The sequence below is a fragment of the Bermanella marisrubri genome (assembly GCF_012295615.1).
Lineage (GTDB): Bacteria > Pseudomonadota > Gammaproteobacteria > Pseudomonadales > Oceanobacteraceae > Bermanella > Bermanella marisrubri.
Window position 1 is genome coordinate 1,205,001 of record NZ_CP051183.1, and the last position, 26,608, is coordinate 1,231,608.

Below are 26,608 nucleotides of genomic sequence, written 5' to 3' on the forward strand. Positions count from 1 at the left end.
GACGTATAGGGTATGACGCCTGCCCGGTGCCGGAAGGTTAATTGATGGGGTTAGCTTCGGCGAAGCTCTTGATCGAAGCCCCGGTAAACGGCGGCCGTAACTATAACGGTCCTAAGGTAGCGAAATTCCTTGTCGGGTAAGTTCCGACCTGCACGAATGGCGTAACGACGGCCACACTGTCTCCACCCGAGACTCAGTGAAATTGAAATCGCAGTGAAGATGCTGTGTACCCGCGGCTAGACGGAAAGACCCCGTGAACCTTTACTATAGCTTCACAGTGGACTTTGACATTACTTGTGTAGGATAGCTGGGAGGCTTTGAAGCGTGGACGCCAGTCTGCGTGGAGCCAATCTTGAAATACCAGCCTGGTAATGTTGAGGTTCTAACTCAGGTCCCTCATCGGGATCGAGGACACTGTGTGGTGGGTAGTTTGACTGGGGCGGTCTCCTCCCAAAGAGTAACGGAGGAGCACGAAGGTTGGCTAATCATGGTCGGAAATCATGAGGTTAGTGTAATGGCACAAGCCAGCTTAACTGCGAGACTGACACGTCGAGCAGGTACGAAAGTAGGTCATAGTGATCCGGTGGTTCTGTATGGAAGGGCCATCGCTCAACGGATAAAAGGTACTCCGGGGATAACAGGCTGATACCGCCCAAGAGTTCACATCGACGGCGGTGTTTGGCACCTCGATGTCGGCTCATCACATCCTGGGGCTGAAGCCGGTCCCAAGGGTATGGCTGTTCGCCATTTAAAGTGGTACGCGAGCTGGGTTTAGAACGTCGTGAGACAGTTCGGTCCCTATCTGCCGTGGGCGTTAGAGATTTGAGAAGAGTTGCTCCTAGTACGAGAGGACCGGAGTGAACGAACCTCTGGTGTTCCGGTTGTCATGCCAATGGCATTGCCGGGTAGCTATGTTCGGACAGGATAACCGCTGAAAGCATCTAAGCGGGAAGCCCCCTTCAAGATGAGATCTCTCTGATACTTCGAGTATCCTGTAGGGCCCTTGAAGACTACAAGGTTGATAGGCAAGGTGTGGAAGCGTTGTGAGGCGTTGAGCTAACTTGTACTAATTGCCCGTGAGGCTTGACTATATAACGCCAAAACTGATCAAGCTGTTTGAATGGATCGCAAAGCGATTGCTAAAGAATTTGAAAGAGAAAATTGTCCAACCGATTTTGTGTAGGTTGTAGTAACCGGTGACGTCGTTCCTTGGCATCCATGCCACCACGACATACCGTACATCCTGTACATACCAGTTTGCTTGACGACATTAGAGCTGTGGAACCACCTGAACCCATTCCGAACTCAGAAGTGAAACGCAGCATCGCCGATGGTAGTGTGGGGCTTCCCCATGTGAGAGTAGGTCATCGTCAAGCTCTTATTCAAAAAGCCCGATAGGTAATACTATCGGGCTTTTTTCATGCGCGCTTGCCGAAAGCTGGCCCCGCGAGCGAGGCGAGTGTATTGGGTCTGACCTACCTGCTTCGCAGGAAAAGGTCATGGTAGAGTTAGCTTCGCTGATCAAGCTTCTATTCAAAGCCCCAGTAGCAAATGTTACTGGGGCTTTTCTCGTTTATGCACCTTCAAAAATTACCAACACCTAATAGTAATCTAAAACCTGCTACTGGGGCTTTGGATAGAATACGTATGAATCTCTCTTCCGTCCTGTCATGTGTACCCAAAGGGCATGCTAACCACGCCTGTGCGAAGCACGGCAGGGGTGAGTGCCGAAGGCATACCCAATACACTCACTTCGTTCGCGGGGCAGGCTCTCGCGTAGCGAGACAGGTAGGACATCGTCGTAAGCACTTTTAATTATCGGCTTCCACCATCCCCAACTCATGCGCGAACGGCGTGAATACATCCTTGTAGCCTTACACCGAGCATCCATGCAAGATTAAACGTACCACTAAATAAAGATCAAATAGAGCGCCTTAGTTGTCAGCCGAAGGCTAATATGATGAACGTGCTATTAGTAGGCTATGGAGCAGTAAATACTAACATTGATGGTTTAAGTTTCTGATCACCACTTGGCGTCTATACCAAACCAAAAGGAGCGACCGATCTCGATGCCATCCTCACTGTCAGTTATCGAATACGTACGAGTGTTTGTTAGGTTTTTGATTTCACTTACCAAGGCTATGTCACTCTGGCTAGATGGCAGCCACCGAACAGTGCTGTCAAACAGCATAGTCGCTCGCTGCTTTTTCTCTTCATAGTTATCGAGGTATTCCGCATAGCTAGTTCCATTTTTATCTACAATCCCTGTGTAAGTTTCTCCACTGCCTTTAACTACAGTGGTATACCGACTTTTATAGCGTCCTTTTATACTTAACGATAGTTGTTTGCCCAAGGGAATAAAAGAATAAACAGAGCCGATTAAAGGGCGAGCGAAGTTTTCTCTAAGCTGACTAATTTCACTTAATGTGCGCCGCTCATTTTTATACCAAACAAACTCGTCGTTTGTAGCAGCGTCTACATTCTCGTCATAGCTATCATTACTACTCTTGGTTTTGGACCAAAAAATATTAAAACCATAACTAAAATAAGTATTGCTGCGATCCCAGCTAATGGATAGGCTTTGATAGCGACTAAAGCCCTGGTTGTTCAAGCGATAGTATCTGTACCCATCATCTTGTTTATCGGTGACAGTACGTGCAAATTCGTCATTATTTACACGTGAAATAGCTTTGATTTCAGTCGCACCCTCAAGTATTTTAAATTTTGTACTTAGTGTTATCTCGTCGCTATAGGGCGTGCGTACATTAGTTGTATCGTAACGATAATCACCGGTTTCACTGTCGTATTCCCAATCATTGACAATATTTTGAGTTGTTCCTCGATATTCTTGATAAAACGGTTTAGCCGCTTCCCGTAGTTTATAAGTGAGCAGAGGACCGCTGAAATAGCGATTTATACCGCCAACAATAATTAATGAATTATTGTCAAACCAGTCATACGTCCCTCTGGTGCGCCAAGCGATATTTATGTTGTTTAAAAAATTATCATAATCCAACCTAACCCCTAGACTTGTTTTAAGCTTACTTACGTTGACCTCTAGTTCACTGTAAATAGATGCTTGGGAAAGGCTGACTTCGGCCGAATCCTCTGGATATATTTTTCTCTCTCTAAAATACTGCTCATTGGTAACACAGTCACTCGTATAGCCGAGGCACTGCACTTGGGTGTTTATGGTGGCACCACTATAAATGTAGGTATCTTGAGGGCGACTAAAACGAGCCATGCTCTGGGTGAGTGTCCCACCATAAAGCCATTGCTTGATATTAGGGTGTTGAATTGGAATACTTACTTTCCAATTGCCAGAAAGTTCAGCCTGACTTTTATCTAGGTCCCCAAACCCTCCTTCTTTACTGCTGCTTAAGCCTGCATCTAAACCCCATTGCCGACTATTGCTATTTTTCCAGTTATAAAAATGTGCAGGTGCATTGCGGGAGTTTGTACTATAACTTGTGGCAAGTGAGACATTATGAGTCTGTCTACCTCGATAAAACTCTATTTTGCTATTGGCAGTGAAGCCTCCACCTTCAATCTGGAAATCGCTTCCCTTTACATTTTTTTGGAACGTAGATTTTTGGTAGGGGGAGTAGGTGAAAAAATTTGTTATGAACAATTCATCAGTTTCGTATCCATGAGTTAGAGATAAGCCTGTGTTATTAGAACTGATTGACTTAGTTTGATTATACGTAAGCTCAGATGTGACAGATTGAGTCTGGTTTAAACTCAGGCGTAGGGAATGGTCATCATTAATCGGCTGTTCGTGAGAAATTTTGAATCTTTGTTTTGAATATTTAGGCGCTTGGGGAGTTTCATAAGTAGGATCGTCGTCATTGTCATTGTTGACGATGATATGAAAGTCGCTCCAATCAGAATAAGTCGTATAGTAAGAAACTCCCGTTTTCGTTTCGTAACTAGGTGGGCGGATTTGAGCATCAATGACTCCACCAGTGAAATGACCATATTCAACCGGTACGTTACTGTCATAAATCGATATCGACTCTAGTTGATCAATATCTAGAAAGATAGCCTGTTCATGTCCAGATAAGTCATTTATTGCGTTGTCACTGGTATTGGCTCCGGCAGGGTCCAGAAGACTATTATTGGACATACCGTTGATTGAAAAATTGTTGTCGTAGAATCGGCCTCCAGAAATGGATACTGAAGCTGGCTTAATTGAGATCTTGGACTCAGTGGAATCATGATCGTCACTAAACTGTACGTTAGGGACAGTATCCAACACCTCTGTCAGACTGCCATTACTTTCTTGAAAGCGTTGAATGTTCTCCTGGTCTAAACTATAGAGTCCTTCTGAGTTCGTAGTGTTAACCTTAGTAGATTGACTATTGCTTTCAATAATTTGTAAGGCAGGTGTAATGATGGCTTCATCAGAAGCCGCGTTATTGTAAATTGGGGCTAACGAAAACAGCAGAGCAAGGGCTCTGCTGTTCATCCCCTTGTAAAATGGGACGTGTTTCTTCACTGAATGAAACCTATTTATATTTCAGCGTAAAAAGGAGTTGAATCCATACTGTCGTTAACGTTGTCTCCATCTACGTTACTGTCTTCTATTAGACGTGAATTCATTATGTCTTCAGCGGAAGCATTGGCGGTAAAGAAGTCGGGTAACCCGTCATTATCTTGGTCGATTTTCGCAAGGTCTTCGCCTTCAAAAGCATCCGCATTCAAGATTTGATTAGCCAACTCAGCACGATAGCCATTGATTAAAGATTGGGATTCTGTTTCCTGCATGGATTCAATCAGGCTGGCGAGGGTGTCGAATATGCCGATCCACTTTAGATTCGCAGTGTTTCCAATTCCAAATGCATAGTTCATAACATCTTCTCGATCATCTGCATCCGCTAGCGTTTGTATCAAAGCAAATACTTCGAGTAGCAAGGCGGAGGCCTCGGTCTGAATGGCATTCACAGTGTCGGCCTGATCGGTCAATAGGACACCTTCTGTTGCAGCTGCACGTAAGCCGTGAACCACGTTTGCGTATGCACCTAATGTACGAATACCTAAGTTAGCTGCATTTTTGATTTCTTCTTGTGTCGTTGCGTATTCTGCAGTGTCATTGAAGGCGATCGTTAACTCGTCTAACGGAGTTGTGATGGCACTGATATCAACGCCGGTTGCTAATAAGCCTGATTCGATTGGGTAGAGTAGGGCAGCTCGTACCGCATCCACTCTCTCTTCATCATTGAGAAGTGATGCATACGCGATTGCTTTTTCAAAAGCCTGTTGGGCTAGACTATCTAATCCAGTGGTTAATGCATCGCTCGCGAGATAGGTGTATGCCTCAGATACCGCTGATGTAGCGCCTTCGGTTTCAAAGTTAGCGAGAATCGTAGCGCATTCATTCATTCGTGATTGGCCTAGTGACTGATCAATGCGCTGATAGGTTATGCGGGCAATTTTACTGCAGCCATATCGAGTAAGTTGTGTGCCATTATCCAATTGGCCATTGATAAAGGTGTCTGATGTAGCGATCTCCCATGCTGCGGTAAAAACTTGAGCGCCTTCCTCTAAGTAGTTTTGTTTTAATAGTTTTAACCCTAAGTAAGAACTTGGGTCGCTTTCATTAATTCCATTGTTCGTTAAGTAGGTGATGCGGCTTGCTAGGTCACTGGCATCTTGGTCGTCAGGATAGAGCGCTGATACCATGGTAATGGCATCGGCTACGTTATCTGAGTCCGCTTCGTTGGCTGTTTTAGCCAGGTCCAATGCTTGATAGATGGCTGCGGCACTGAGTGATCTATCGATGTAGGTTTGGGTTAAAGAGGTATCGTTATTCACCATATCAATATAGTCGCTGATGGTACCTAGGTAACCATAAACAGAGGCCATGTCGTCTACGTAGGCAATGGTTTGTTGCGCTGTGCACTCTTCAGCACGAATGCCTTCAAACTTATCGACGGTCGCTTGCACACCGGCGGTATCTCCGATGCGAATATAATATTCTGCAATTTTCGGGTAATTGAACGTGCGGGCTTTAAAGTAGTCTGCACCGTCACATTTATTAGCGCTGGACTGGGCGCCTACACCTTCATTGATGTTGGCGAATAGATCGATAGAAGCCTTGGCCGCGCGAACTGAATCTTCAGTGAAGTTAGCCGCTTCAGCTGCTTCAACCAGTTCTTTTGCTTTATTTGAAAATGAGAAAGTTAAAATATAATAGGCGACAGAATAGGCACCCGCATTTTCGGCAATGAAGTTGTTCACGGGAGTAATAGTGGCGTCCGCTTCGGAGGAGAAGCCAGCTTCACGGTACGCACTGGCTAGCCCGTCAATTAAAGCCGCGTCAGCCTGATCCATATTCAGATAGCCCTTACTAGATAAGTAATCGGATAAGATGCTTGCGGCGGTATCCCAATAGGCTTTCGCGACGTCGCTGCCTTTTTGTTCCAATAGAACATTGCCCACAAAAAGATTAGCTTTAGCTTGGTAAAACGGCATTGCAATCTGACTTTTTAAGATGACATTAGCTTCATCAAGCATGCCTTGTTCTGCATAGGTTTTAGCGATGTTTACAAACGTAGGGTCTATGATGTTGTCATCGCTGACTGAGTTGAATAGCTTGATGGCTTGATAGGCCGGTGATAGATCAGATTGATAGAAATAGTCACGCTTTGCGTCCGATGACGTTAGTTTTTCCTCGGTCCCAAGAGGGATTGTATGATCAATCACGTTGAGAGCGGCAATATCAGCAATATTGGATAGCATGCTGGCGTTTAGTTCGAAGTCTGCACTTTCTAAGTCAGCGGTCGTGATCTGAGCTGTGCTAAACACATAGCGCACAAGGTTTGCGAACTTTAGGCTGTCGCTGGCTAGGCCTTGTTTATCATTGGCTTTCCATAACGATTCCGCCAGTGTCACGATGTTCGCAGTGGTTACGTCATCATTTGCAGTGAACGCCAGCTGCTCTTCTAGAAAACGAGTAACACCGTTCACAATAGATAGTCTGTTTACTTCCTCTAGGCTTTCTTGTGCACTCAACGTATTTTCGATCTGATCAATGGCTTGCAGTTCATTCACCAACTCTGTCACGCGGGCTTGTGCGGTAACCGAGATATCTGGGGTGCTATTCACTTCACTTGCAATATCAGACCAGACGACACCATTTTCCTCTATGAGCTGCTCAACGCGATCAAAACCATCATCGGTTCGCAATGCAGTAGCAAGCATGCTTAATTGAATGCTTAATTTTTGTAGGGAAGTATCTTGAGTAGGATCTGAAACCACTTGCGATGGAGTTAGATTAAAGCGCTTGGCAATGGTTTCTACTGTGCTGGAGTAATCACTGTCAGAATCTTCCATTTCTTCTACCACAAGGGTCGTAAGGGGCGAGACCACGGTGTACTTACTTTCAACCACAGCTTTAAGAGTAATACCAGTAAAATCTAGGCCGGTTTGGGTGTCGTGGCCACCACTGGCCGAAACCATTGCAGAGCTTGGTAAATTCTCAGTGGCAAAGTCAAAAGCGAATTCACCATTTTTGTCAGTGGTGAGTATAGAAGCGAGTGCGTTACCTTGTAGATCATCTAAGCGCACCTTAGAACCACTTATCGCCGGATCGGTTACGATACCTGACAAGGTACTTGTCGAGTTTGGGTTAGTAGGAGAGGAGGAAGATTCATCGAAACAGGCTGTTAATCCACCGATCATTGATACGATTAACGCTGTCCCCAATGCTGATTTCAGCAGATTTTTCATAGGGTTTTCCCGTGCATTAGCTCAGTAAAGTCATAAATTTCTTTTGCTCCCTCATCTTTGTGCAACTGCAACCACGTTTATTAGAATTATTAATTGGTACACTTGTTCACTAAATACATTAAATAATAAATACGAATCATTATCAATATTATTGGTATATAATCTCCTGAAATCCTTAGGTTCAGTTTTGAGTATGTTGTTCAGAAATATTAAACATGGTGTGCGTGGCACTCTGATCTCGTTGTTTTTCCTCGTTATGCCGGCTATCGGTAGTGCAGATTCATTCATGGGCCGAGCTAGCCTTGAAGGTTATGATTCATGGGATTGGTCTGGTTTTGAAGCACGAATTTTAATTGAAGACAAGCCTGTATCGTTACCCGTCCCATTGATTGATGATGGGTCTTTTGAGTTGCATAATCTTGCCCATATTCCGTCTGATAGAGGCATAGTGGAGGTGTTTAGTGAGCGCTACATATTAAGAGGTCGTCTATCAGATCAGCCTATTATCGTCTCCCCAATGAGTACAGCAAGTTTGGCATTAGATATCGAAGCGAACAGTCGTTTGCTTGACGCTCGCGGTGTGAAACCATCCAGTGAGGCTAAATTAACAGCAATAGCAAATGCAATTCATAGCGTCTTTTATTCTCAAGTGGCATCCCCAAAAAAATTAGAAGCATCTCCGATATTGTTGTCGAGATATTCTGATACTTGGTCTCTAGCACAGCATTTATCTCGCTATCCTCAACACCTCATTGGCTATCAGGTGAAGTACCATGATGAATTAGCGGTTAGCCATCATTCTATGAAGGGTAAACACAAATTAAATATCAACACCCCATTGAATATAGAGCAATCCCTGATGCTGCGACTGGATTCTCAAGGGCGCCCATTAAGATGGCAATATTTGGAATTTAACGAGGCACCATGGGCCTGCGTAGATTATTTCGAAAAGCGAATTCGCTGGCCATTAGGTGTACGTTTATGGGCCGTTGATCCAAGCTTGGCATCTCACTATAACCTTATTCAAGCAGGGACAAACATTGACGAGTTAATCCGAGATAATCACTGTGGTAATACAAATTGGCGTTTGCCGACGGTACAGGAAATGATGTCTTTGATTGACTCTGACAGTGGAGCGTGGCGTTTTCCATTGAGTTTGCCTGTCAGTGGCTTAGGTCCGTATTGGGTGCAGGGTGATCAGGGGGAGCCTCAGGTACTGGACCTCGTTACGAAAGAAATAAACGAAAGCACTGAAGCAGCTAAGCTCTTACCGATCGCCTTTACCGCGGATGCGCCGCCGCCCACTGCGGTTCGAGACACCACGCCAGTGAATTTGGTACAACTGCGAAACGCGTATTCGCAGCCGTCTGGCAAATGGCCAAAAGCCACTTTAGATGAAGGGGTTCCATTTAAAGAATTGGCGTCACTACCGCCAGTGGCGTTTCCCCAAAACAATCCTTACAGCCCAGAAAAAGTTCGGTTGGGAAAAGCGCTTTTTTTCGATAAAAATCTATCTAAACAACGAAACATCGCCTGTTCCAGTTGCCATATACCAGATCAACATTGGGGTGATGGCCGAAAGCTGTCTCCAGGAACCGATGGTAAAAATGGCAGGCGCAATGCTATGCCGATTTTAAATGTAGCTTACAACACATCGCAGTTTTGGGATGGGCGGGTAGGATCTTTAGAGGAGCAATCTATTCATCCTATCGTTGACCAGTTAGAGATGGCCCTTACCTTGGACGAGCTGTTAGACAGATTAAAAGCGGATTCACAATACCCAGCTTTGTTCGCTTCGGCGTTTGGTGATTCTGAAATTTCATTGGATCGCTTTAAGCAGGCGGTCGCGACATTTGAGCGTAGCTTGATTAGCAAGCCTTCTGACTTTGATCGCTTTTTATCTGGCGATCAACAGGCTATGACAGATCAGCAAATATGGGGTTTGCATTTGTTTCGAACCAAAGCTCGTTGTGCAAACTGTCACAGTGGGCCTACGCTAAGCGATCAATCGTTTCGTAATACTGGTTTAACATATTATGGCCGTCGTCTTGAAGATGTAGGCCGATTTACTCTGGATTATCGTCATGAATCGATGGGGGCATTCCGTGTTCCCCCGTTACGTGATATTGCGTTCACTGCACCCTATATGCATAACGGCGTGTTTCCTACACTGGCGACGGAAACGAAGAGTGGTGCGGTTGTCGGTGTCTTAGCCATGTACAACGCGGGCATGACTAAGGGGCGTAATGCAAATTACCCTCAGTATGCCACCAAGTACGACCCTTTCTTTCCAGTGGTTGATGATTTGATACAACCTCTAGGCTTGAGTAACGAAGAGTTGCTAGCGTTAGACGCGTTTTTGAAATCCGTTTCGGCTGCGTCCAGATTAACTCCAGCGTCTATAGACGTACTTCAAAACCCGTCCATTGAGCGATAGGGGTTACCTGTAAAGAGGTCTATTGGATTTTGTATTCTACGGGGAGGACTAATGATAGATTGGTCTTACCCGTATTAAAGTCTTGCGGAACAGGTGGCAGTGGTGAAGCCTGAACCAAAACCCTTAAGGCTGCGTTATCCAAAATGCTTGATCCAGATGATTGTTCTACTCGATGTTCGAGAACTTCCCCTTTCCGGTTCATGGTAAAGGCGAGGTGCACGACGCCTTCAATTTTTTTACGTTTTGCTTTCTTGGGGTAGCGCTTGTGTTGGTGAAGCCAGTTGAGTAATTCTTTCATGTAATGATCAAGAGCGCCGACTTGACCACCATTTTCAGTATCTGAGGCTAAGCCGGTCGAAATGAGCGGCTGCTTAGCGTTAGAGTGTTTCGTGACCTCTTCATTTAGTGGTTTTCTATCTTCCTGATTTTTTTTGGGGATAACGATCTTGTTCGTTGAGGATGATTGAACTGAATCGTCCAGTTTTACAGGTGGCGTTTTCGTATCTGGTTTAGGCGTTTTGGTTTTTGTTTCTTTTGCTCTTAGGCGCTGCGTAATCATCTGGTCATTGGCGACGCTGCCGCTGCCAATGTTTATTCCACCCACTCCATAGTGTTCGCTATTACCCATCTCATTTTTTTCTAAGGGCGCGTAGAGCCAAGTGGCCACAATGGCATGCACGAGCAAAGCCGTTGTCAGTGCCGCGTATTGGAATCCTCTAGGTAAAGTGCGTGGCGACTGAATAGGGATAGTGGGAACCGGGGACATCAATGAATGACCTTTTCTGTCACGATATTCACGTGATGAAACCCGCTTTGGCGCAGTAATGTGAGCAGCGAATTTAAGTGGAGGCTTTGTAAATCTTTATCCGCATAGAGGTTGATAGCCTTCGTTGCGGTTGCTTTGCTCAGTTTCTTTCTTAATTGAGTTTCATTTATGGTTTCGCCATTTAGATACCATTGACCCTGAAGCGATACCTCCAATTGAAGGTCAGGTGATGCTGGTGGTTGCTTGCTAAGAGTCTCACTGGTGGGTAATGATGGCGTCGTCACCAGGGGTGAACGCACATGGCCGGCAATCATAAAAAATATGAGTAGCAAAAATACAATATTGATCAATGGGATCAAGTTATCGTCCCGTTGGTTGCGTAAAGGAGTGGGTATCAGGGATTGCATATCACATTCTCGGGAGTGCTTCGCAAGGCGGTATATCGCCGTCTTTCAGCGCCTTTACGAAAACCGTAGGAATTAGAGCTTGTTCTAGTTCCGTTAGTGCGGTGAGCATGGTTTGTAGGGTAGTGCTTTCGCCAGTGAATAGCAGCAACGGCTGATTGTCGGTAATCGACATAGAGTCGAGCTGTACTGCTATGTCTTTAATGGAATATCGAGTTTGCATGGGTGTGGCTTGGTTTACCGATAGGTGCAGACATTGACTAGAAGCCATGAAGAGCATGGCGGATTCTGAATCCTTGACGTTCGTTTTTGTGGTGGACGGTAGCGGCAAAGAAGCGACATCTTGTTGAATGAAGCTGGACGTCAGCATAAAGAACATGAGTAGGATGAATACAACGTCAATCAACGGGGTTAATCCGATACTGCGGTTACGTTGTTGTGGCTGTAAACCTTCGTGTTCGATCAAGTTTGACATTAAGCGCTACGCAACGAGTTCTCAGTAGAAGGGCTCAACTTCATGGCGATATGAGTCAGCATAAACTCGATATCATTTTCCATTTGCGCAGCCGTATTTTCGGCTCTCTTCTCTAGTGCGCCATGAATAAGTGTGACGGGTATAGCCACCGCTAGACCAACGGCAGTGGTTAATAGGGCCTGCCATATACCGCCGGATAACACAGCCGGGTCAACTTGACTTCCAGCGGCTTCCATCGCCTTGAAGGCTTCGATCATGCCGAGCACAGTACCGAAAAGACCCAGTAGCGGAGCTAGGGTCGCAATGATTTCCAGAGGCCTTAAATAGTCTTGTAGTGGGCGTAAAAGTAAACGAGCCCGACGGAACAACTCAGTTTTAAGGTGATCCATATTCAAGCCGTTGTTTTGAATCATATCTTGAGCTTGTGCAATTAATTGAATGCGGCCGTTTTTCTGGTTTTCCGATAGCTCTAACACTGCTTGGGTATTGTCCTCAGAAAACAGACGCAGAAGATCATCTGCAGCGACTTTATCTTTGGGTGCGAGCATCCAGTATTGATACAGTTTAATTAAAACCAAAGCTGACGCACAGATGGAAAATAAAACGAGTAGTAATACGACTGGACCACCTATGATGTCTAGCCAGTAAGTCGCCAAATTCACACTATTCACCTTAAAAACTGCTGGGATTCGGGGTATTTTATTGCAAATGATAATTAATATCAAACAAGAAGGGGTGTATCCTGATAGTTAGACCAACATCGTTAGCATCATTCAAACTTTAAAAAGCTCTCTATTACAGTGTGAGACCCACTAGACTACTGAACAACGACAAATGAATTTGAAGCCAAGCTAAGAATGGCGTTGTACCAATCTTATCCTTTGCTCATCTAGTATGTATCAGAACAATAGTCTAAGCCTTCGGATACAGCCGATGTATGAATGGTACGCAGATCGTTCCTATCTATTATTGAAACCTTGCACCAATTCCATCGCCAAAGGATAATGCGGGCGCAATTGAAGGAGCGAACGTGAAAGTACCCGTTAAAGCACTCAGTAAAAGATATGCATTACTGCCTATTATTGTTTTAGGTGTGTGGTTATCCCTAAACAAGCAACAATATTCAGAGCCTAGTTTTTATTTTCCTGAACAGGTTTCAGCAGAAGCAGACCAGCCAAAACTAATAGAAACGACTGCAACAGATGGTGGAACGGCCTCTGTACACAGTGCCACAGCCATTGAGTTAGATAATGGTAACTTACTCGCTATGTGGTATGGCGGTACCCGTGAAGGGCATACCGATGTGTCGCTATATAAAGCGGTCTTTGATCAATCAAAACAAGCTTGGATTGGGCATGAGAAAGTGCTTGATCGCTATGACATCTCACAACAGCTTAACCGCTACATTAAAAAAGTTGGCAACCCAGTTTTAGTCAAACATCCCGCAGGTCCAGTTGTACTATTTTATGTCACTGTCTCACTAGGCGGGTGGGCTACAAGCCAAGTGAATATGGCAGTATCTTATGATGATGGACAAAGTTGGCATTCATCAAAGCGCCTCGTAACTTCGCCATTCATTAATATCAGTACACTCGTAAAAAACGATGCGGTTATTTATCAGGATGGCACTATCGGTATCACTGGTTATCACGAATTGTTTGGCGAATTTAGCGAAATGATTCGCGTGAATCTTCAAGGCGAAGTGATCAATAAATATCGCATTACCGATGGCGATTACACTATTCAACCTACTGTTATCGTGCAGGATCCTGATCACGCGGTTGCGCTAATTCGTGATAGCAGTCGCCATACCGAAAAAGTACATTACTCCAAAACATCCGATGGCGGCAAAACCTGGTCTGACTATGAAAAACTTGCCGTCGATAATCCAAACTCTGCGGTTTATGGTTTTAAAGACAACAAAGATCGTCTTTGGATGCTATTCAATGAAGCCACTCGTCAGGTAGAGTTTCCGCGTAATACCATGGCGCTTGCGGTATCCACTGATAATGGCAAAACCTGGACGACCAAACATTATTTTGAAAACCCAGGTAAAGATTTAAATCTCAATGCAACCTATGGCTACCCGTGGGTAACGGTAACCACATCAGGTGATTATCATGTGTTTTATACCCGAGATCGGGAAAGCATTGTGCATCACCAGTTTAATCAGGCGTGGTTGGAGGCTTTATTATGACAGCCATAGCGAGTTTATTAGGGCACGGCTTACTTTTAATGGCCGTTATCCTATACATTATTCAAGCGCGACGTTGGGGAAAGTGGTTTCCCTATGCTTATATTATTGCTGCAGTAGTGATTGTATTGCCTTTAGAAAACTGGCTCGTTGTAGAATTTAGTCGCGGTTACTTAAGTGATTTAAGTATGGCCACTGTTGCCATTGCTGTGATGTCAATCGTAGGTCAGGGCCAGTATCAAATGTCCAATGCATTCAAGCTTACTTTCTTATTGTTGGCTATTGTTCTATATCCATCGGCAATGGGGTGGGGCATGTTTGATGTGTATTCTCTTGGTTATCCAAGTGATACTGGTTATGGTTATTTAGTTGCTGTCGTTGCTGCCATAGCCGTGCTTGCCGTTATCGTAAAGTCTTGGCAGTTAGCCATTGTGATGACAATGGTGTTGATAGGCAATGGCGTTGGCTTGTATGAAACACAGAATCTCTGGAATTATTTACTCGATCCATTGGTCGTAGTTGCCTGTATATTTAGCTATCTATCTAAATGGGTAGCCCACGCATTTAATATTTTGATTAAGAAGGTTCGCTATGTTCAAGCAAATGCATAATGTTGAAAAATGGGTATATCCATTATTGGCAATCTATATGTTGGTTGGGATTGTGATCGCATTTGTTGATCCAGAATACTACACCACAGGTTGGGCGCGCGAAGATGGTCCTGTAGAGTGGGTAACTGTGATTGCACTATTGATTGCATGTTTTGTTTGCATCAAGCGCATTGTCGATCTGCGCTCACAAAAGAATGCCATGTTTGTATTGGTTTGGGGTTTCCTTGCCTTGCTCGTATTCTTCGGTGCTGGTGAAGAGATCTCTTGGGGTCAGCGTATTCTTGGTATCGAAAGCCCAGAATGGTTTGAACAAAACAATGCACAAAAAGAAACCAATCTACATAACTTGGTTGTAGGCGAAACCAAAATTAATAAACTGATTTTCAGCTTAGGTTTGGGTCTAGCATTACTTACTTATTTAATCGTGTTTTCTATTGCCTATCGCAAGAGTGAAAAGTTCAAAGCATTCTCTGATTATTTTTCAGTACCTATCGCGAGAGGTCATCACGTTCTAGCTTGGTTTGCAGTAGCCGTAGTTGCGGAAGTGATTATCAAAGATGTGTCGCGTTCTAGTGAGTTATTTGAAAGTGGAGCCGCCATCGTATTCTTATTGAATATCACGTTCCCTCACAATGGCGAGCTCTTTGAAAAGCAATCACAGACGGCTTAATCCCAATACGGTGCTTCACCAAAGTAACCGCCTATAAAATCTAAGAAACAGCGCACTTTAAGTGGAATAAACTTACGGTGCGCATACATCGCATAGAGACCCAAAGCCTTGGGTGTGTAATTTTCCAAAATACTCACTAAATCGCCGCGCTTTAATGCCTCTCCGCAAATGAATGTGGGTTGCATGGCAATGCCACTGCCTGCAATCGCATGATCCACTAGAATGTCCCCGTTGTTGCAGGTGATCACAGTTTTTGCGTTTTTAAAGATGGACTGGTTTTGTTCTGCGTAGCTGTAACTTAGGTATGTATGCTGCTTGAGATCCGCTTCGGTTTTGGGGATACCATTTTTCTGTAAATAATCTTTGGATGCACAGATACGTAGCTGTATCGGCGCAATGTATTTGGCAATCAACGATGAATCTTGCAGTTGGCCAATGCGTAGTGCCACATCATATCCTTCCTCGACAATGTCCACTTTACGATCGTTTAGCTGCAAATCGATACTGATATCTGGGTAGAGGCTTTGAAACTCTCTTAACAAGGCACCCATGTGCAGGTTGGCAAACGAAACGGGGGCACTGATACGCAGATTCCCTTGCGGTAGAGTTTGCAGATCACCAATTTCATTCTCCATAGCATCAAAGCGATTGATAAGATCTTGTGCTTGCTCTAAGTACGCGGCTCCGGCCTCTGTTAGCTGTACTTTTCGAGTCGTGCGATTGAGCAAGCGAATATTCAAGCGACTTTCTAGCTGCCCCATATACTTACTGATCAGCTGCGGTGAAGTATCCAGTCGATCTGCGGCTTTGGTAAAGCTGCCTTCCGCAGCTACCGCAATAAAGGCGCGAATAGTATCTAGAGTGTCCATAGTCGTGTGCCCGCCTCATTCATGCATAAATCTATTAACAATAAAATGTTGATAATAATTAAATAATAGGCGTATTAATAGGTCTTTTCATTGATAGTAATATGAACTTACTGATTGAGGCGAACGCCTTACACAATGAATTAACCGGAGAACGATTATGAGCAAGCAAACAATGATTCAATTACTGACCTCAAACGCAGGCTTGGCAGCAACCGTATTGCGTATTCCTGTGGGTCTAATCTTGGCAGCCCATGGTGCGCAAAAGCTGTTCGCTTGGTTTGGTGGCTATGGACTAGAAGGCACAGGACAATGGATGGCGAGCATCGGTCTAGAACCGGGTTTCCTGATGGCTTTGGCAGCCGGTAGTGCAGAGTTTTTTGGCGGCCTTGCATTGGTATTGGGTTTGCTAACTCGACCAGCAGCATTGGTATCTGCTTTCACAATGCTTGTTGCGATATTTGCCGTACATTTTGAGAACGGTTTATTTATGTCCAATAATGGTTACGAATACGCACTGACACTATTTGTGGTATCTATAGCGCTTACAATTCAAGGTGCTGGTAAGTTCGCATTGGATAACCAACTTGTGAAAGCCATTGCAAAATAACGGATGTATGACATGAAACAGTCAGACATAGTATTTCTTTCTCATGGAGGCGGCCCATTGCCGCTTCTAGGAGATCCTGATCATGAAGCGTTGGCTCAATACCTCACAACCTTGGGTCAGTCATTAAAACGGCCTGACGCCATCGTGGTGTTTAGCGCCCACTGGGAATCGCAAGACGTGCGCATAACTGCGCAGTCATCGCCTGAACTACTCTACGATTATTCTGGATTTCCTGCTGAAACGTATCAGATTCAATACCCAAGCTCTGGCGCACCGGATTTAGCAAAGCAAGTGAGTGCTGAACTATCTAAGGCAGGCATTGCAAACCAGCTAGAGCATGAAAGGGGGTTCGATCACGGCGTATTTGTGCCTTTGAAGTTGATGTTTCCGCAAGCGGATGTTCCCGTGATTCAAGTATCACTACTTCATAGTTTGGATGCTGCGAAACATATTGCTATCGGAAAGGCGTTACAGCCCTTGCTTGAGCAAAACCTTCTATTCATTGGCTCAGGTTTTTCATTTCACAATATGCGCGCGTTTTTCTCTTCGTTGTCCCATCAAGATGAAGAAAAGAATCTCGCGTTTGAAGATTGGCTCAAAGATGTGTGTACAGATGAGTCACTGAATGAAAGCCAAAGAGAGTCAATATTAGCGAATTGGCAAGACGCACCTTATGCTCGATTTTGTCATCCAAGAGAAGAGCACTTGTTGCCCCTGCATGTTTGCTATGGTTTAGCGGGGCGAGCGGCGGATAGCCATGAATCGGTTAAAGTATTGGGCAAGCAAGCCGGTATGTTTCATTGGCTGAGCAGTCGATGATCACTAGAAAAATGAATGATTAGAAATTAGTCATAAAAAAAGCGATGTACAAACGTTAGATATGTTTGTCATCGCTTTTTTGGTTGCTTAAAGAGCTATGTGATAAGCGCTTAATTACGCTTTATCAAATTGAGCAATCTTGTCTAAAAGCTCTTTGGTTTTACTTTCCATAAGCGCGCTATCGCCACGTGCTTCTACATTTAGGCGCACAACCGGTTCGGTGTTGGAGCTACGTAGGTTAAAGCGCCAATCAGCAAAGTTAATGCTCACGCCATCGGTGTAATCTGTGCTTTCTGCATCTTTGCTATAAACCTTGGTGATGCCCTCAATCACTTGCTTAGGATTTTCTAAGCGAGAATTGATTTCACCACTGCAAGGGTAAGCTGCCATGCGTTCTTCTACTAACTGAGACAGTGGTTTACCGGTTTTGCTCATGAGCTCAGCCACAAGCAACCAAGGAATCATACCGCTATCGCAGTATGCAAAGTCACGGAAGTAGTGGTGGGCACTCATTTCGCCGCCATATACTGCATCTTCTTTGCGCATGCGTTCTTTAATGAATGCATGGCCGGTTTTACTTTGAATAGCTTCACCGCCCAAATCTTCACATAGCGCCTGTGTATTCCAAATTAAACGAGGGTCATGCACGATTTTATTCGGGCTTTCTTTTTTCAAGAAGGCTTCGGCCAACAGACCGACGATGTAATAGCCTTCAATGAAGTTGCCTTTCTCATCAAAGAAAAAGCAGCGATCAAAGTCACCGTCCCAAGCAATACCCATATCCGCACCAGATGCTTGAATAGCTTCAATGCTGGGTGCTCGATTTTCTTCAAGCAGTGGATTTGGAACGCCGTGGGGGAAATTACCATCGGCATCGTGATGTACTTTGTTCCAAGTAAAAGGCAATGCAGATTCAATCGCATCAATAACGGCACCTGCGCCACCGTTACCGGCATTACAAACAATGTTCAAAGGCTTAAGTGATGCAACATCGATATAGGTCAACAAGTGTTCAATATAAGCAGGGCGCGTATCTTGTTCGCTGACTTGGCCTTTATGGCTTACCTCTGCAAACTCGTTGGCTGCGGCAAGCGCTTCAATGTCTTTTAAACCAGTATCGCCACTAATAGGCTTGGACTCTTCGCGCACGAACTTCATGCCGTTGTAGTCTTTAGGATTATGACTGGCGGTAACACAAATACCACCGTCCGCTTTCAGGTGGCTGGTTGCAAAATACACCTCTTCGGTGCCGCATTGGCCAATGTCGATGACATCGGCACCAGCGTCCGTTAAGCCTTCAATAACTTTTCGGCTGAGTTCATGACTGGTTAAGCGGATGTCATATCCAACCACCACTTGCTTAGGTTTTAGGTATTCACCATAGGCGCGGCCAATACGATAAGCAATATCATCGTTTAGCTGATCAGGAATACGACCGCGTACATCATAGGCTTTAAAACAACTAAGCTGGGTCATGGTGTTTAGAGTCCTTGTTTATAAATATTATCGTAAACATAATTCGTGGCTTCGACGAACCCATCAATGGAACCACAGTCGAATCGCTTACCACGGAATTTATAGGCAATAACGCAACCCTGTTGCGCTTGTTTCATGATGGCATCAGTAATCTGTACTTCGCCATTTTTGCCCGGTTGAGTGTCGGCTATCTTATCAAAAATGTCAGGTGTGAGGATATAGCGACCAATGATAGCCAGGTTAGTGGGGGCGTCCTCTTTTGCGGGTTTTTCCACCATGTCGGATACACGAAAGATGCCATTGCCCATATCTTGACCATCAATCACACCGTATTTATGCACTTCATCCATGGGTACTTCTTGAATGGCAACTACTGAGCAACGGAATTGTTTATAAATCTCTACCATTTGTGCAAGCACACCAATATCTCCTGGTTCAGGTATACACAAATCATCGGCGAGAATCACAGCAAACGGATTATCACCCATGAGGTTCTTACCAGAAAGAATGGCATGCCCTAAACCCTTCATGTGCACCTGACGCGTGAAAGCAAAATCGTTTTGCTCAATGAGATTGGTGACGGGTTCCAGCATGGCTTCTTTTCCTGAGCCGGCGATTTCTTTTTCTAGCTCATAGCTCATATCAAAATGATCAACAATGGCACGCTTGCCTCGGCCTGTGACAAAGCCCATATCATTGAGGCCTGCTTCGACGGCCTCTTCTACACCGTATTGCACCAGAGGTTTATTCACGATGGGCAACATCTCTTTGGGCATGGCCTTGGTAGCAGGTAAAAATCGAGAGCCATAACCAGCAACAGGGAAGAGGCATTTTGAAATCATAGTGGGCACCTTTTTCGGTTTTCTTGATTATGAGTCTCGTAGTTGTCACTCTTGTGACATAGCATCATCAGATTAAGATTTAGCGGACTCATTAATTTGCTGTAAATTAGCTAGAGCGAAAAACGTACCACCCTGAATAAAAGCGAATGATATTTGAACGAAAGGCACACAAAGTGCACGAATTATTTTAATTCCGAATTTTTGACAAGGAGCAGCCATAGATGCGCATGCCAGACGTAACGGAGCCTTTTGAACTGGTGTTATTTGGTGCAAAAGGCGATTTGGCCCACCGAAAACTCATTCCTGCTTTATACAACCTGCATGTCGATGGTCGCCTCAGCGAACAGGGAAATATTTGGGCAATCACACGCCCCAATACGGAACAAAGTGCTTATATCGAGCAAGTAAAAGACTGGGTGCGCAAACTTGGTGCAGAATTCGACGAAAAAACTTGGAAGGCGTTCTCACAGCGAATCAAGTTGGTGGGCGTGGATCTTTACAAGGCAGCGGGATACAGCAAGTTAGCGAAAAAACTCAACGCCTCTGGTAACCCTGTGGTCTATTACTGTGCGGTGCACTCGCGGCTGTATCCCGTGATTTGCGAGCAATTATTTGCCCATAACCTCATCACTGAACATAGTGCCATCGTGCTTGAGAAGCCCATTGGCAACGACTATGAGTCCGGCATGGTGATCAATCGCCGCGTAGCGGAGTTTTTTGAAGAATCGCAAATTTACCGTATTGACCATTATCTCGGTAAAGAAACTGTGCAGAACCTTTTGGCCTTGCGCTTTGCCAACAGTATATTCGAGCATCAATGGAATCAGCGCTATATCGATCACATTCAAATCACCATCAGTGAGACCGTGGGTGTCGAGCAACGCGCGGGTTTTTATGAGGGCACAGGCGCCTTGCGGGACATGCTGCAAAACCACTTACTTCAACTTTTATGTATGACCGCCATGGAGCCACCGGCGTCTATGGAAGCAGAAAGCGTGCGGGAAGAGAAAGTAAAAGTCCTAAAAGCCCTCAAACCTATCGTTGGTGCCGATATCAGCGAATGCGTCGTGCGCGGCCAATATGGTGAAGGCATCTCCGAAGGGGAAATGGTCCCTAAATATAAAGATGAACCCGGCGTGGATACCCATTCCACCACAGAGACATTTGTCGCCCTTAAGGCTCAAATTGATAACTGGCGCTGGAGCGGCGTACCGTTTTATCTACGTACCGGCAAGCGACTCGCCAAGCGCGCTTGTGAAATCGTGGTGCAGTTTAAAGAGGTGCCACACAGTATTTTTGAGATGCAGCATAAAAAGACCATGGCCAACAAATTGGTATTCCACCTTCAGCCTGATGAAGGCGTGAGTCTGCAATTATGTGAAAAGCGTGTGGGCAACCACATGCAAGTGCGTCCAATGGTATTGAGCCTGAATCAAAGCGACCAAGATAAAAATCGCGTGCCTGAAGCTTACGAACGGTTGCTGGCGGATGCCATCAATCGCAACCCAACGTTATTCCTGCGTGAAGATGAACTCATGACCGCATGGCAATGGGTTGACCCCATCCTGAACCACTGGCAGACCAGTGATCAGCGCCCAGATACCTATACAGCAGGCAGTTGGGGGCCAGCAGCTTCCACCTTATTGTTAGCGAAAGATGGGCGCTTATGGGAGGAAAATAGCTAAGCAATAACAAGCAAAGCATCTGCTTTGCCTCACTTTGGTTCATAAATTGCAAAACCCTAAGTAGAGCATTGTTAGAAACGAGAAGTACCGCGAGCGACGATTAAAAACTGCACAGAAAAAGTGCAAACCAATAAAAACCGCTCAAGGCTTCTCTAAAACAGTGCATAGAAACGGACGGGAAGGCCCATGAACCAATTAATGAATAACGCAGAAATAGAAGCGTTAATATCCAGCAACCTGTTACCCAAGAATTACCAAGAGGGAATTCGCCGATATCTAATACCACTCGCCCAGTCTATTTGTCAGCACCACGAACAGTTTTACAAAGGCAAAACCTGGTATATCGGATTGCAAGGCACACAGGGCAGTGGCAAAAGTACTACCGCCGAATTCTTACGAGCCCTTATAGAGCAATACCCATTGTCCGTCACATTGGTGTCCATTGACGACTTTTACCTCACTCACCAAGAACGTACTGAATTATCTGAAAGCGTCCATCCTCTCTTAAAAACCCGAGGTGTGCCCGGCACACATGATGTGCAACTCGCCATGGATACGCTAACCGGCTTATCGCAAGAAAAAATCACTAACGTGCCGCACTTTGATAAAGCTATGGACGATCGCAGCAGCAAAACCTATTGGGAAAAAGTTCATGGTGCGGTTGATATTGTGATATTCGAAGGCTGGTGTGTGGGACTGCCTGCGCAAAGCGACAGCGAACTAAAAACCGACGTAAACGAATTAGAAGCCAAAGAAGATACTGATCATCAATGGCGCCAATATGTTAATGAAAAACTAGCGAGTGAGTATCAAGCATTGTATGCCTTACTTGAAGATCTCATTGTGCTGCAAGCGCCTGACTTTGACTGTGTATACGAGTGGCGCTTGCTGCAAGAAGAAAAACTGAAAAAAGCGGCTATAGCAGAAAGCCGCAGTTTAGACCGCATTCAAAGCCCTGAACAAATAAAGCGATTTATTAGTCATTATCAGCGCTTAACCGAGCATGGCTTACAAAATCTAAAAGATTATGCACGCTGGATTTTAAAACTCAATAATCAACACGAGTTTACCGAGCTGGTGGATCAAAAGCCCAAAAAGGTATTGGGTCAATCGCAACAGGAAAAAGGAGGTGAGCATGAATAGCACTCAATTCATTGTCAGCACCGATTTGGATGGCACATTGTTGGACCATCACAGTTATGACTACACTCCAGCACTTACCGCGATTCAAGCCCTCACCAAACTGCACATTCCCATCATCGTTAATACCAGTAAATCACAAGCAGAAGTCGCATCCATCGTTAACGAATTACGACTACGCCCCAGTATTTATATTGTGGAGAATGGATCAGGCTTAGTGTTACCGAACGAATATGTTCGTCGCTTATCAAGCGAATCTTTGAAAGGGATTGAAAAACGCATCATGGGTGACGAGACCTGTTTGGTCTTTGGTCGCGAACGACAAGACGTCACCGATTTCCTTTATGGTTTACGTGCTGAAAAAGCATGGCAGTTTAGCGGTTACTCCGATTGGTCTTTACAGCAGATCATGGAGCTTACCGGGCTAGACGAAAGCAAAGCGCGACAGTCTTCTCACAAAGCGTTTTCAGAGCCATTCATTTGGCAAGATTCAGAAGCCAAGCTCACAGAGCTAAGGCAAACCTGTTTGGAAGCGGGCTTTAACTTAGTGAAAGGCGGGCGCTTCTATCACTTGCAAGGCCAGTGCGATAAATCTACACCTTTGCAGTTTATAAAAGAAAACGTCAATGAGTTATTTCCTGAAAAAAGCGATATCAAAATCATCGCACTGGGTGATAACCACAACGACATCGCCATGCTGAATTACAGCGATTATCCCATCTGCATTAAATCGCCGGTGAATGACTTCCCAAATTTAAATACTCAACAGCCAACACTGTATAGCGACGAATACGGTCCTGCCGGTTGGCGACAAAAAATCGAATGCTTATTGAATAACCTATCATTATTAGAATCATAAGAGGCTCCCATGGCTGACTTTCATCAAAACGGTATCATTACCACACTGCATAATTTGAATCAGCGCCCGCTAGAGGCAATGGAAGACGAGCTGCGAAGCTTTTCTAAAACACGACCCATGACACTTGTATTGCCATCACTCTACAGTGAATTAGAAGGCCCAGCGTTGGGGAACATCGTCAATGAACTCAGCAAAGTCGACTACCTAAGCGAAATCGTCATTGGTTTAGACCAAGCCACAGAAGAGCAATACAAAAAAGCGTTAGAGTTTTTTCAGCCACTGAATCAAAAATTCAAAGTCTTATGGAACGACGGCCCACGTTTGCGCGCCATCGACGCAAAACTGCAGGCGGAAGGCTTAGCGCCTATGGAAGCAGGTAAAGGTCGTAACGTCTGGTATTGCTTAGGCTATGTATTAGCTTCGGACTCGGCAAAAAGCGTGGCCCTACATGATTGCGATATTCTCACCTATGATCGCAGCCTATTAGCCCGTTTGATATATCCGGTTGCTAATCCAGCTTTCAATTATGAATTCTGCAAAGGGTTCTACGCACGTGTTGCTAACGACAAAATTCATGGCCGAGTGAGTCGGCTATTAGTAACGCCATTGATCCGCGCGTTAAAGAAAACCCTAGGACAAAGCGATTACCTAGATTACATCGATAGCTTCCGTTATCCATTGGCAGGGGAGTTTTCATTCAGAACTGATGTAATCAATGATATTCGTATACCCAGCGACTGGGGTTTAGAAATCGGTGTACTCAGTGAATTAAATCGAAACTATGCCAATAACCGCTTATGCCAAGCGGATATCGCTGAAACCTATGACCATAAACACCAAGAGCTCAGTGCGGAAGATGCGGCAAAAGGCTTAAGTAAAATGTCCATCGATATTTCGAAAGCCCTGTTTCGTAAACTAGCGACCAATGGTGTGGTGTTCAATACAGAAACCTTCCGCTCTATTAAAGCGACGTATTTCCGTATCGCTTTGGACTTTATCGAAACTTACTACAATGATGCCATGATGAACGGTTTAAAACTGGATATTCACGCAGAAGAAAAAGCAGTAGAAATGTTCGCCAAGAATATTCTTACAGCCGGTAAAAACTTCTTAGATAACCCAATGGAAAAACCGTTTATCCCCAGTTGGAACCGTGTCACCAGTGCCATGCCCGATGTGCTCGGGGACATTAAAGCGGCCGTCGAAGCGGATATGAAATCGTATTTATAAAGGAAGTGGTATGTCTGCCAGCGAAGAACTCTTTTACAAGGTAAAAGGCCATCTTGATTGTATTTATCCTGACGTGGATACACAGGCGCTTGCTAGTGATCTCATTTCCATTATGGGGCTGGACGTTAAGCAATATGATGTCGATAGCCATGGCAACCGCTGGGATGAAGAAGACGTATGGGTCATCACCTATGGTGATTCCATACAAAAAGAAGACGAAGCGCCATTGCAAACTTTGCGTAAGTTTTGTCATGACCGCCTAGCGGGCATCGTCAATGGCGTGCATATTTTACCGTTCTTTCCATACAGTTCTGATGATGGTTTTTCCGTGATCGATTTTTCTCAGGTGAACCAAAGCCTAGGGGACTGGCAAGACATCAGAACTATTGCCAAAGAGTTTCACTTAATGGCGGATCTGGTAGTGAATCACTGCTCAAGTCGAAGTCTTTGGTTTGAGAACTTTAAGCAAGATAAATCACCCGGCAAAGATTACTTCATCACACCAGACGAAGATTTTGATGTAAGCCAAGTGGTGCGTCCACGGATCTCGCCATTGTTGCGGGAAGTACAAACCTTGTCTGGTAAAAAGAAAGTTTGGTGTACCTTTAGTCACGACCAAGTGGATTTAAATTACGAAAATCCAGAACTGCTAAAAGAAATGGTGAAAACCATTCATTTATATTTAGAAAACGGAGTGCGTATTTTCCGACTGGATGCCGTCGCATTTTTATGGAAGATCGCCGGTACAAACTGTATTCACTTACCGCAAACCCACGAAATGGTGCGCCTATTCCGCACGCTCATTGAGCACTACAGTAAAGACGCTATCATCATCACTGAAACCAATGTGCCCAATGCAGAAAACCTATCCTACTTAGGTAACGCTAACGAAGCCCATGCAGTTTATAACTTTTCATTGCCGCCATTATTAATTCAAGGTTTGCTAAGCGGGCAGTGTCAGCACTTGAAAGAATGGCTCATCGGCATGCCTGCACCGCAAATGGGAACCTTCTATTTTAATTTCTTGGCCAGCCACGATGGCATTGGTCTACGTCCAGCAGAAGGCCTGCTGGCGGATGAAGAAATCAACGAAATGGTGCACTGCATTAAACGTTTTGGTGGTTTAATTTCCTGGCGCTCTACAGCAGACGGACAAGACCGCCCTTATGAAATGAACATCACCTTGTACGATGCACTTCAGGGCACGTTAGAAGGACCAGACAAATGGCAAATCCCACGGTTCTTATGTGCCCATGGTGTCATGCTCGCGCTTGAAGGGGTGCCTGCCATTTATATTCATTCTTTGATGGGCACGCATAATTATCACGAAGGGGTAGAGCACACTAACCACAACCGCACCATTAACCGCTACAAATGGCAGCAGCCCGATTTAGTGGAAAAATTGGACAACCCCATAACCCATCATCATCAAGTATTTAATCAAATGCTGGCTCTTATGGCCGTGCGCAAAAAACAAAAAGCGTTTCATCCCAACGCCGAGCAATTCATTTTGCATATTTGCGATCAAGTCTTTGGTTTTTGGCGTCAAAGCATCGACCGCGAACAAAAAATATTTTGCTTGTATAACTTTTCCACTGAGCCGCAAACCATTTCGTTGGCAAGCTTAAACTTGCCCGAAGCAGGACCATGGGTGGACCTACTAAGCGATACCCAATACGACAACCTCTACGGCAGTATTCAACTTCAGCCTTATCAGTTTGTTTGGCTAAGTAACTGCTAAAACGTGCCCCCAAATTATACTGCTACACTCAGTAGATAGGGTAGAGCAATGA

20 protein-coding genes and 2 rRNA genes (1 of these 22 running past the window's edge) are annotated in these 26,608 nt (G+C 44.9%); 13 read left to right on the forward strand and 9 right to left on the reverse strand.

Annotated features, from left to right (window positions below; translation table 11 throughout):
- Positions 1–1,091 (forward strand): 23S ribosomal RNA (locus HF888_RS05530) (it extends 1,793 nt beyond the left edge of the window).
- 169 nt (positions 1,092–1,260) lie between these two features.
- Positions 1,261–1,376 (forward strand): 5S ribosomal RNA (rrf, locus tag HF888_RS05535).
- Between the two features lie 647 nt (positions 1,377–2,023).
- On the opposite strand, the gene HF888_RS05540 is transcribed toward rrf, so the two are convergent.
- Positions 2,024–4,498 (reverse strand): TonB-dependent receptor, encoded by a 2,475-nt coding sequence (locus HF888_RS05540; RefSeq protein ID WP_133308542.1) that lies wholly within the window; start codon positions 4,496–4,498, stop codon positions 2,024–2,026.
- A gap of 14 nt (positions 4,499–4,512) precedes the next feature.
- Positions 4,513–7,731, reverse strand: a complete 3,219-nt coding sequence (locus HF888_RS05545) for a hypothetical protein (RefSeq protein WP_007019343.1) — start codon at positions 7,729–7,731, stop codon at positions 4,513–4,515.
- A 193-nt stretch (positions 7,732–7,924) separates the two neighbouring features.
- Here HF888_RS05545 and HF888_RS05550 point away from each other — a divergent pair, with 193 nt between their 5' ends.
- Positions 7,925–10,168: a cytochrome c peroxidase gene (locus HF888_RS05550; protein ID WP_007019342.1), complete on the forward strand. Its 2,244-nt coding sequence runs from the start codon at positions 7,925–7,927 to the stop codon at positions 10,166–10,168.
- A 19-nt stretch (positions 10,169–10,187) separates the two neighbouring features.
- Here HF888_RS05550 and HF888_RS05555 read toward each other — a convergent pair whose 3' ends face one another.
- Genes HF888_RS05555 through HF888_RS05570 form a run of 4 tightly spaced genes read right to left on the reverse strand, consistent with a single transcriptional unit; the run spans position 10,188 to position 12,475 of the window.
- On the reverse strand, positions 10,188–10,934 hold the full coding sequence (locus HF888_RS05555; protein ID WP_007019341.1) for an energy transducer TonB: 747 nt from the start codon (positions 10,932–10,934) through the stop codon (positions 10,188–10,190).
- Positions 10,934–11,341, reverse strand: coding sequence for an ExbD/TolR family protein (locus tag HF888_RS05560; RefSeq protein WP_007019340.1), 408 nt, complete (start codon positions 11,339–11,341; stop codon positions 10,934–10,936). The genes HF888_RS05555 and HF888_RS05560 overlap by 1 nt, the downstream gene beginning before the upstream one ends.
- A gap of 1 nt (position 11,342) precedes the next feature.
- Entirely contained in the window at positions 11,343–11,813 is a 471-nt protein-coding gene (locus tag HF888_RS05565) for an ExbD/TolR family protein (protein ID WP_007019339.1), read from the reverse strand.
- Positions 11,813–12,475 carry a MotA/TolQ/ExbB proton channel family protein gene (locus tag HF888_RS05570; RefSeq protein WP_007019338.1) on the reverse strand — a complete coding sequence of 221 codons (663 nt, stop codon included), beginning with the start codon at positions 12,473–12,475 and terminating at the stop codon, positions 11,813–11,815. The genes HF888_RS05565 and HF888_RS05570 overlap by 1 nt, the downstream gene beginning before the upstream one ends.
- A 368-nt stretch (positions 12,476–12,843) precedes the next feature.
- On the opposite strand from HF888_RS05570, the gene HF888_RS05575 reads away from it, so the two are divergent.
- From HF888_RS05575 to HF888_RS05585, 3 genes are read left to right on the forward strand one after another with little or no spacing between them, the layout of a single operon-like run.
- Positions 12,844–14,010, forward strand: a complete 1,167-nt coding sequence (locus HF888_RS05575) for a sialidase family protein (RefSeq protein WP_007019337.1) — start codon at positions 12,844–12,846, stop codon at positions 14,008–14,010.
- Positions 14,007–14,618: a hypothetical protein gene (locus tag HF888_RS05580; RefSeq protein ID WP_007019336.1), complete on the forward strand. Its 612-nt coding sequence runs from the start codon at positions 14,007–14,009 to the stop codon at positions 14,616–14,618. The genes HF888_RS05575 and HF888_RS05580 overlap by 4 nt, the downstream gene beginning before the upstream one ends.
- Complete coding sequence (locus HF888_RS05585) at positions 14,599–15,288, forward strand: hypothetical protein (protein WP_007019335.1); 690 nt, start codon at positions 14,599–14,601, stop codon at positions 15,286–15,288. Before HF888_RS05580 ends, HF888_RS05585 begins: the two co-directional genes overlap by 20 nt.
- Here the strand turns inward: HF888_RS05585 and HF888_RS05590 are convergent.
- Positions 15,285–16,157, reverse strand: a complete 873-nt coding sequence (locus HF888_RS05590) for a LysR family transcriptional regulator (RefSeq protein ID WP_007019334.1) — start codon at positions 16,155–16,157, stop codon at positions 15,285–15,287. The genes HF888_RS05585 and HF888_RS05590 overlap by 4 nt on opposite strands.
- A 157-nt stretch (positions 16,158–16,314) precedes the next feature.
- Here HF888_RS05590 and HF888_RS05595 point away from each other — a divergent pair, with 157 nt between their 5' ends.
- Entirely contained in the window at positions 16,315–16,764 is a 450-nt protein-coding gene (locus HF888_RS05595; protein ID WP_007019333.1) for a DoxX family protein, read from the forward strand.
- Positions 16,765–16,776: 12 nt separating this feature from the next.
- Positions 16,777–17,583: a DODA-type extradiol aromatic ring-opening family dioxygenase gene (locus tag HF888_RS05600; RefSeq protein ID WP_007019332.1), complete on the forward strand. Its 807-nt coding sequence runs from the start codon at positions 16,777–16,779 to the stop codon at positions 17,581–17,583.
- 114 nt (positions 17,584–17,697) lie between these two features.
- Here the strand turns inward: HF888_RS05600 and HF888_RS05605 are convergent, their stop codons facing one another.
- Both HF888_RS05605 and galU read right to left on the reverse strand, forming a co-directional pair.
- Positions 17,698–19,059, reverse strand: coding sequence for a phosphohexomutase domain-containing protein (locus tag HF888_RS05605; RefSeq protein WP_007019331.1), 1,362 nt, complete (start codon positions 19,057–19,059; stop codon positions 17,698–17,700).
- A 5-nt stretch (positions 19,060–19,064) separates the two neighbouring features.
- On the reverse strand, positions 19,065–19,901 hold the full coding sequence (gene galU / locus HF888_RS05610; RefSeq protein ID WP_007019330.1) for a UTP--glucose-1-phosphate uridylyltransferase GalU: 837 nt from the start codon (positions 19,899–19,901) through the stop codon (positions 19,065–19,067).
- Positions 19,902–20,128: 227 nt separating this feature from the next.
- Between galU and zwf the strand changes: the two genes are divergently transcribed.
- From zwf to HF888_RS05635, 5 genes are all read left to right on the forward strand, one after another.
- Positions 20,129–21,586, forward strand: coding sequence for a glucose-6-phosphate dehydrogenase (gene zwf / locus HF888_RS05615; protein WP_133308543.1), 1,458 nt, complete (start codon positions 20,129–20,131; stop codon positions 21,584–21,586).
- A 186-nt stretch (positions 21,587–21,772) separates the two neighbouring features.
- The gene (locus tag HF888_RS05620; RefSeq protein ID WP_007019328.1) at positions 21,773–22,729 is read left to right on the forward strand and encodes a hypothetical protein; all 957 of its coding nucleotides are present in this window, start codon (positions 21,773–21,775) and stop codon (positions 22,727–22,729) included.
- Complete coding sequence (locus HF888_RS05625) at positions 22,722–23,585, forward strand: HAD-IIB family hydrolase (protein ID WP_007019327.1); 864 nt, start codon at positions 22,722–22,724, stop codon at positions 23,583–23,585. The genes HF888_RS05620 and HF888_RS05625 overlap by 8 nt, the downstream gene beginning before the upstream one ends.
- Before the next feature lie 9 nt (positions 23,586–23,594).
- On the forward strand, positions 23,595–24,815 hold the full coding sequence (locus HF888_RS05630; protein ID WP_007019326.1) for a glycosyltransferase family protein: 1,221 nt from the start codon (positions 23,595–23,597) through the stop codon (positions 24,813–24,815).
- 10 nt (positions 24,816–24,825) lie between these two features.
- Positions 24,826–26,556, forward strand: coding sequence for an alpha-amylase family glycosyl hydrolase (locus tag HF888_RS05635; RefSeq protein ID WP_007019325.1), 1,731 nt, complete (start codon positions 24,826–24,828; stop codon positions 26,554–26,556).
- Positions 26,557–26,608 lie beyond the last annotated feature (52 nt).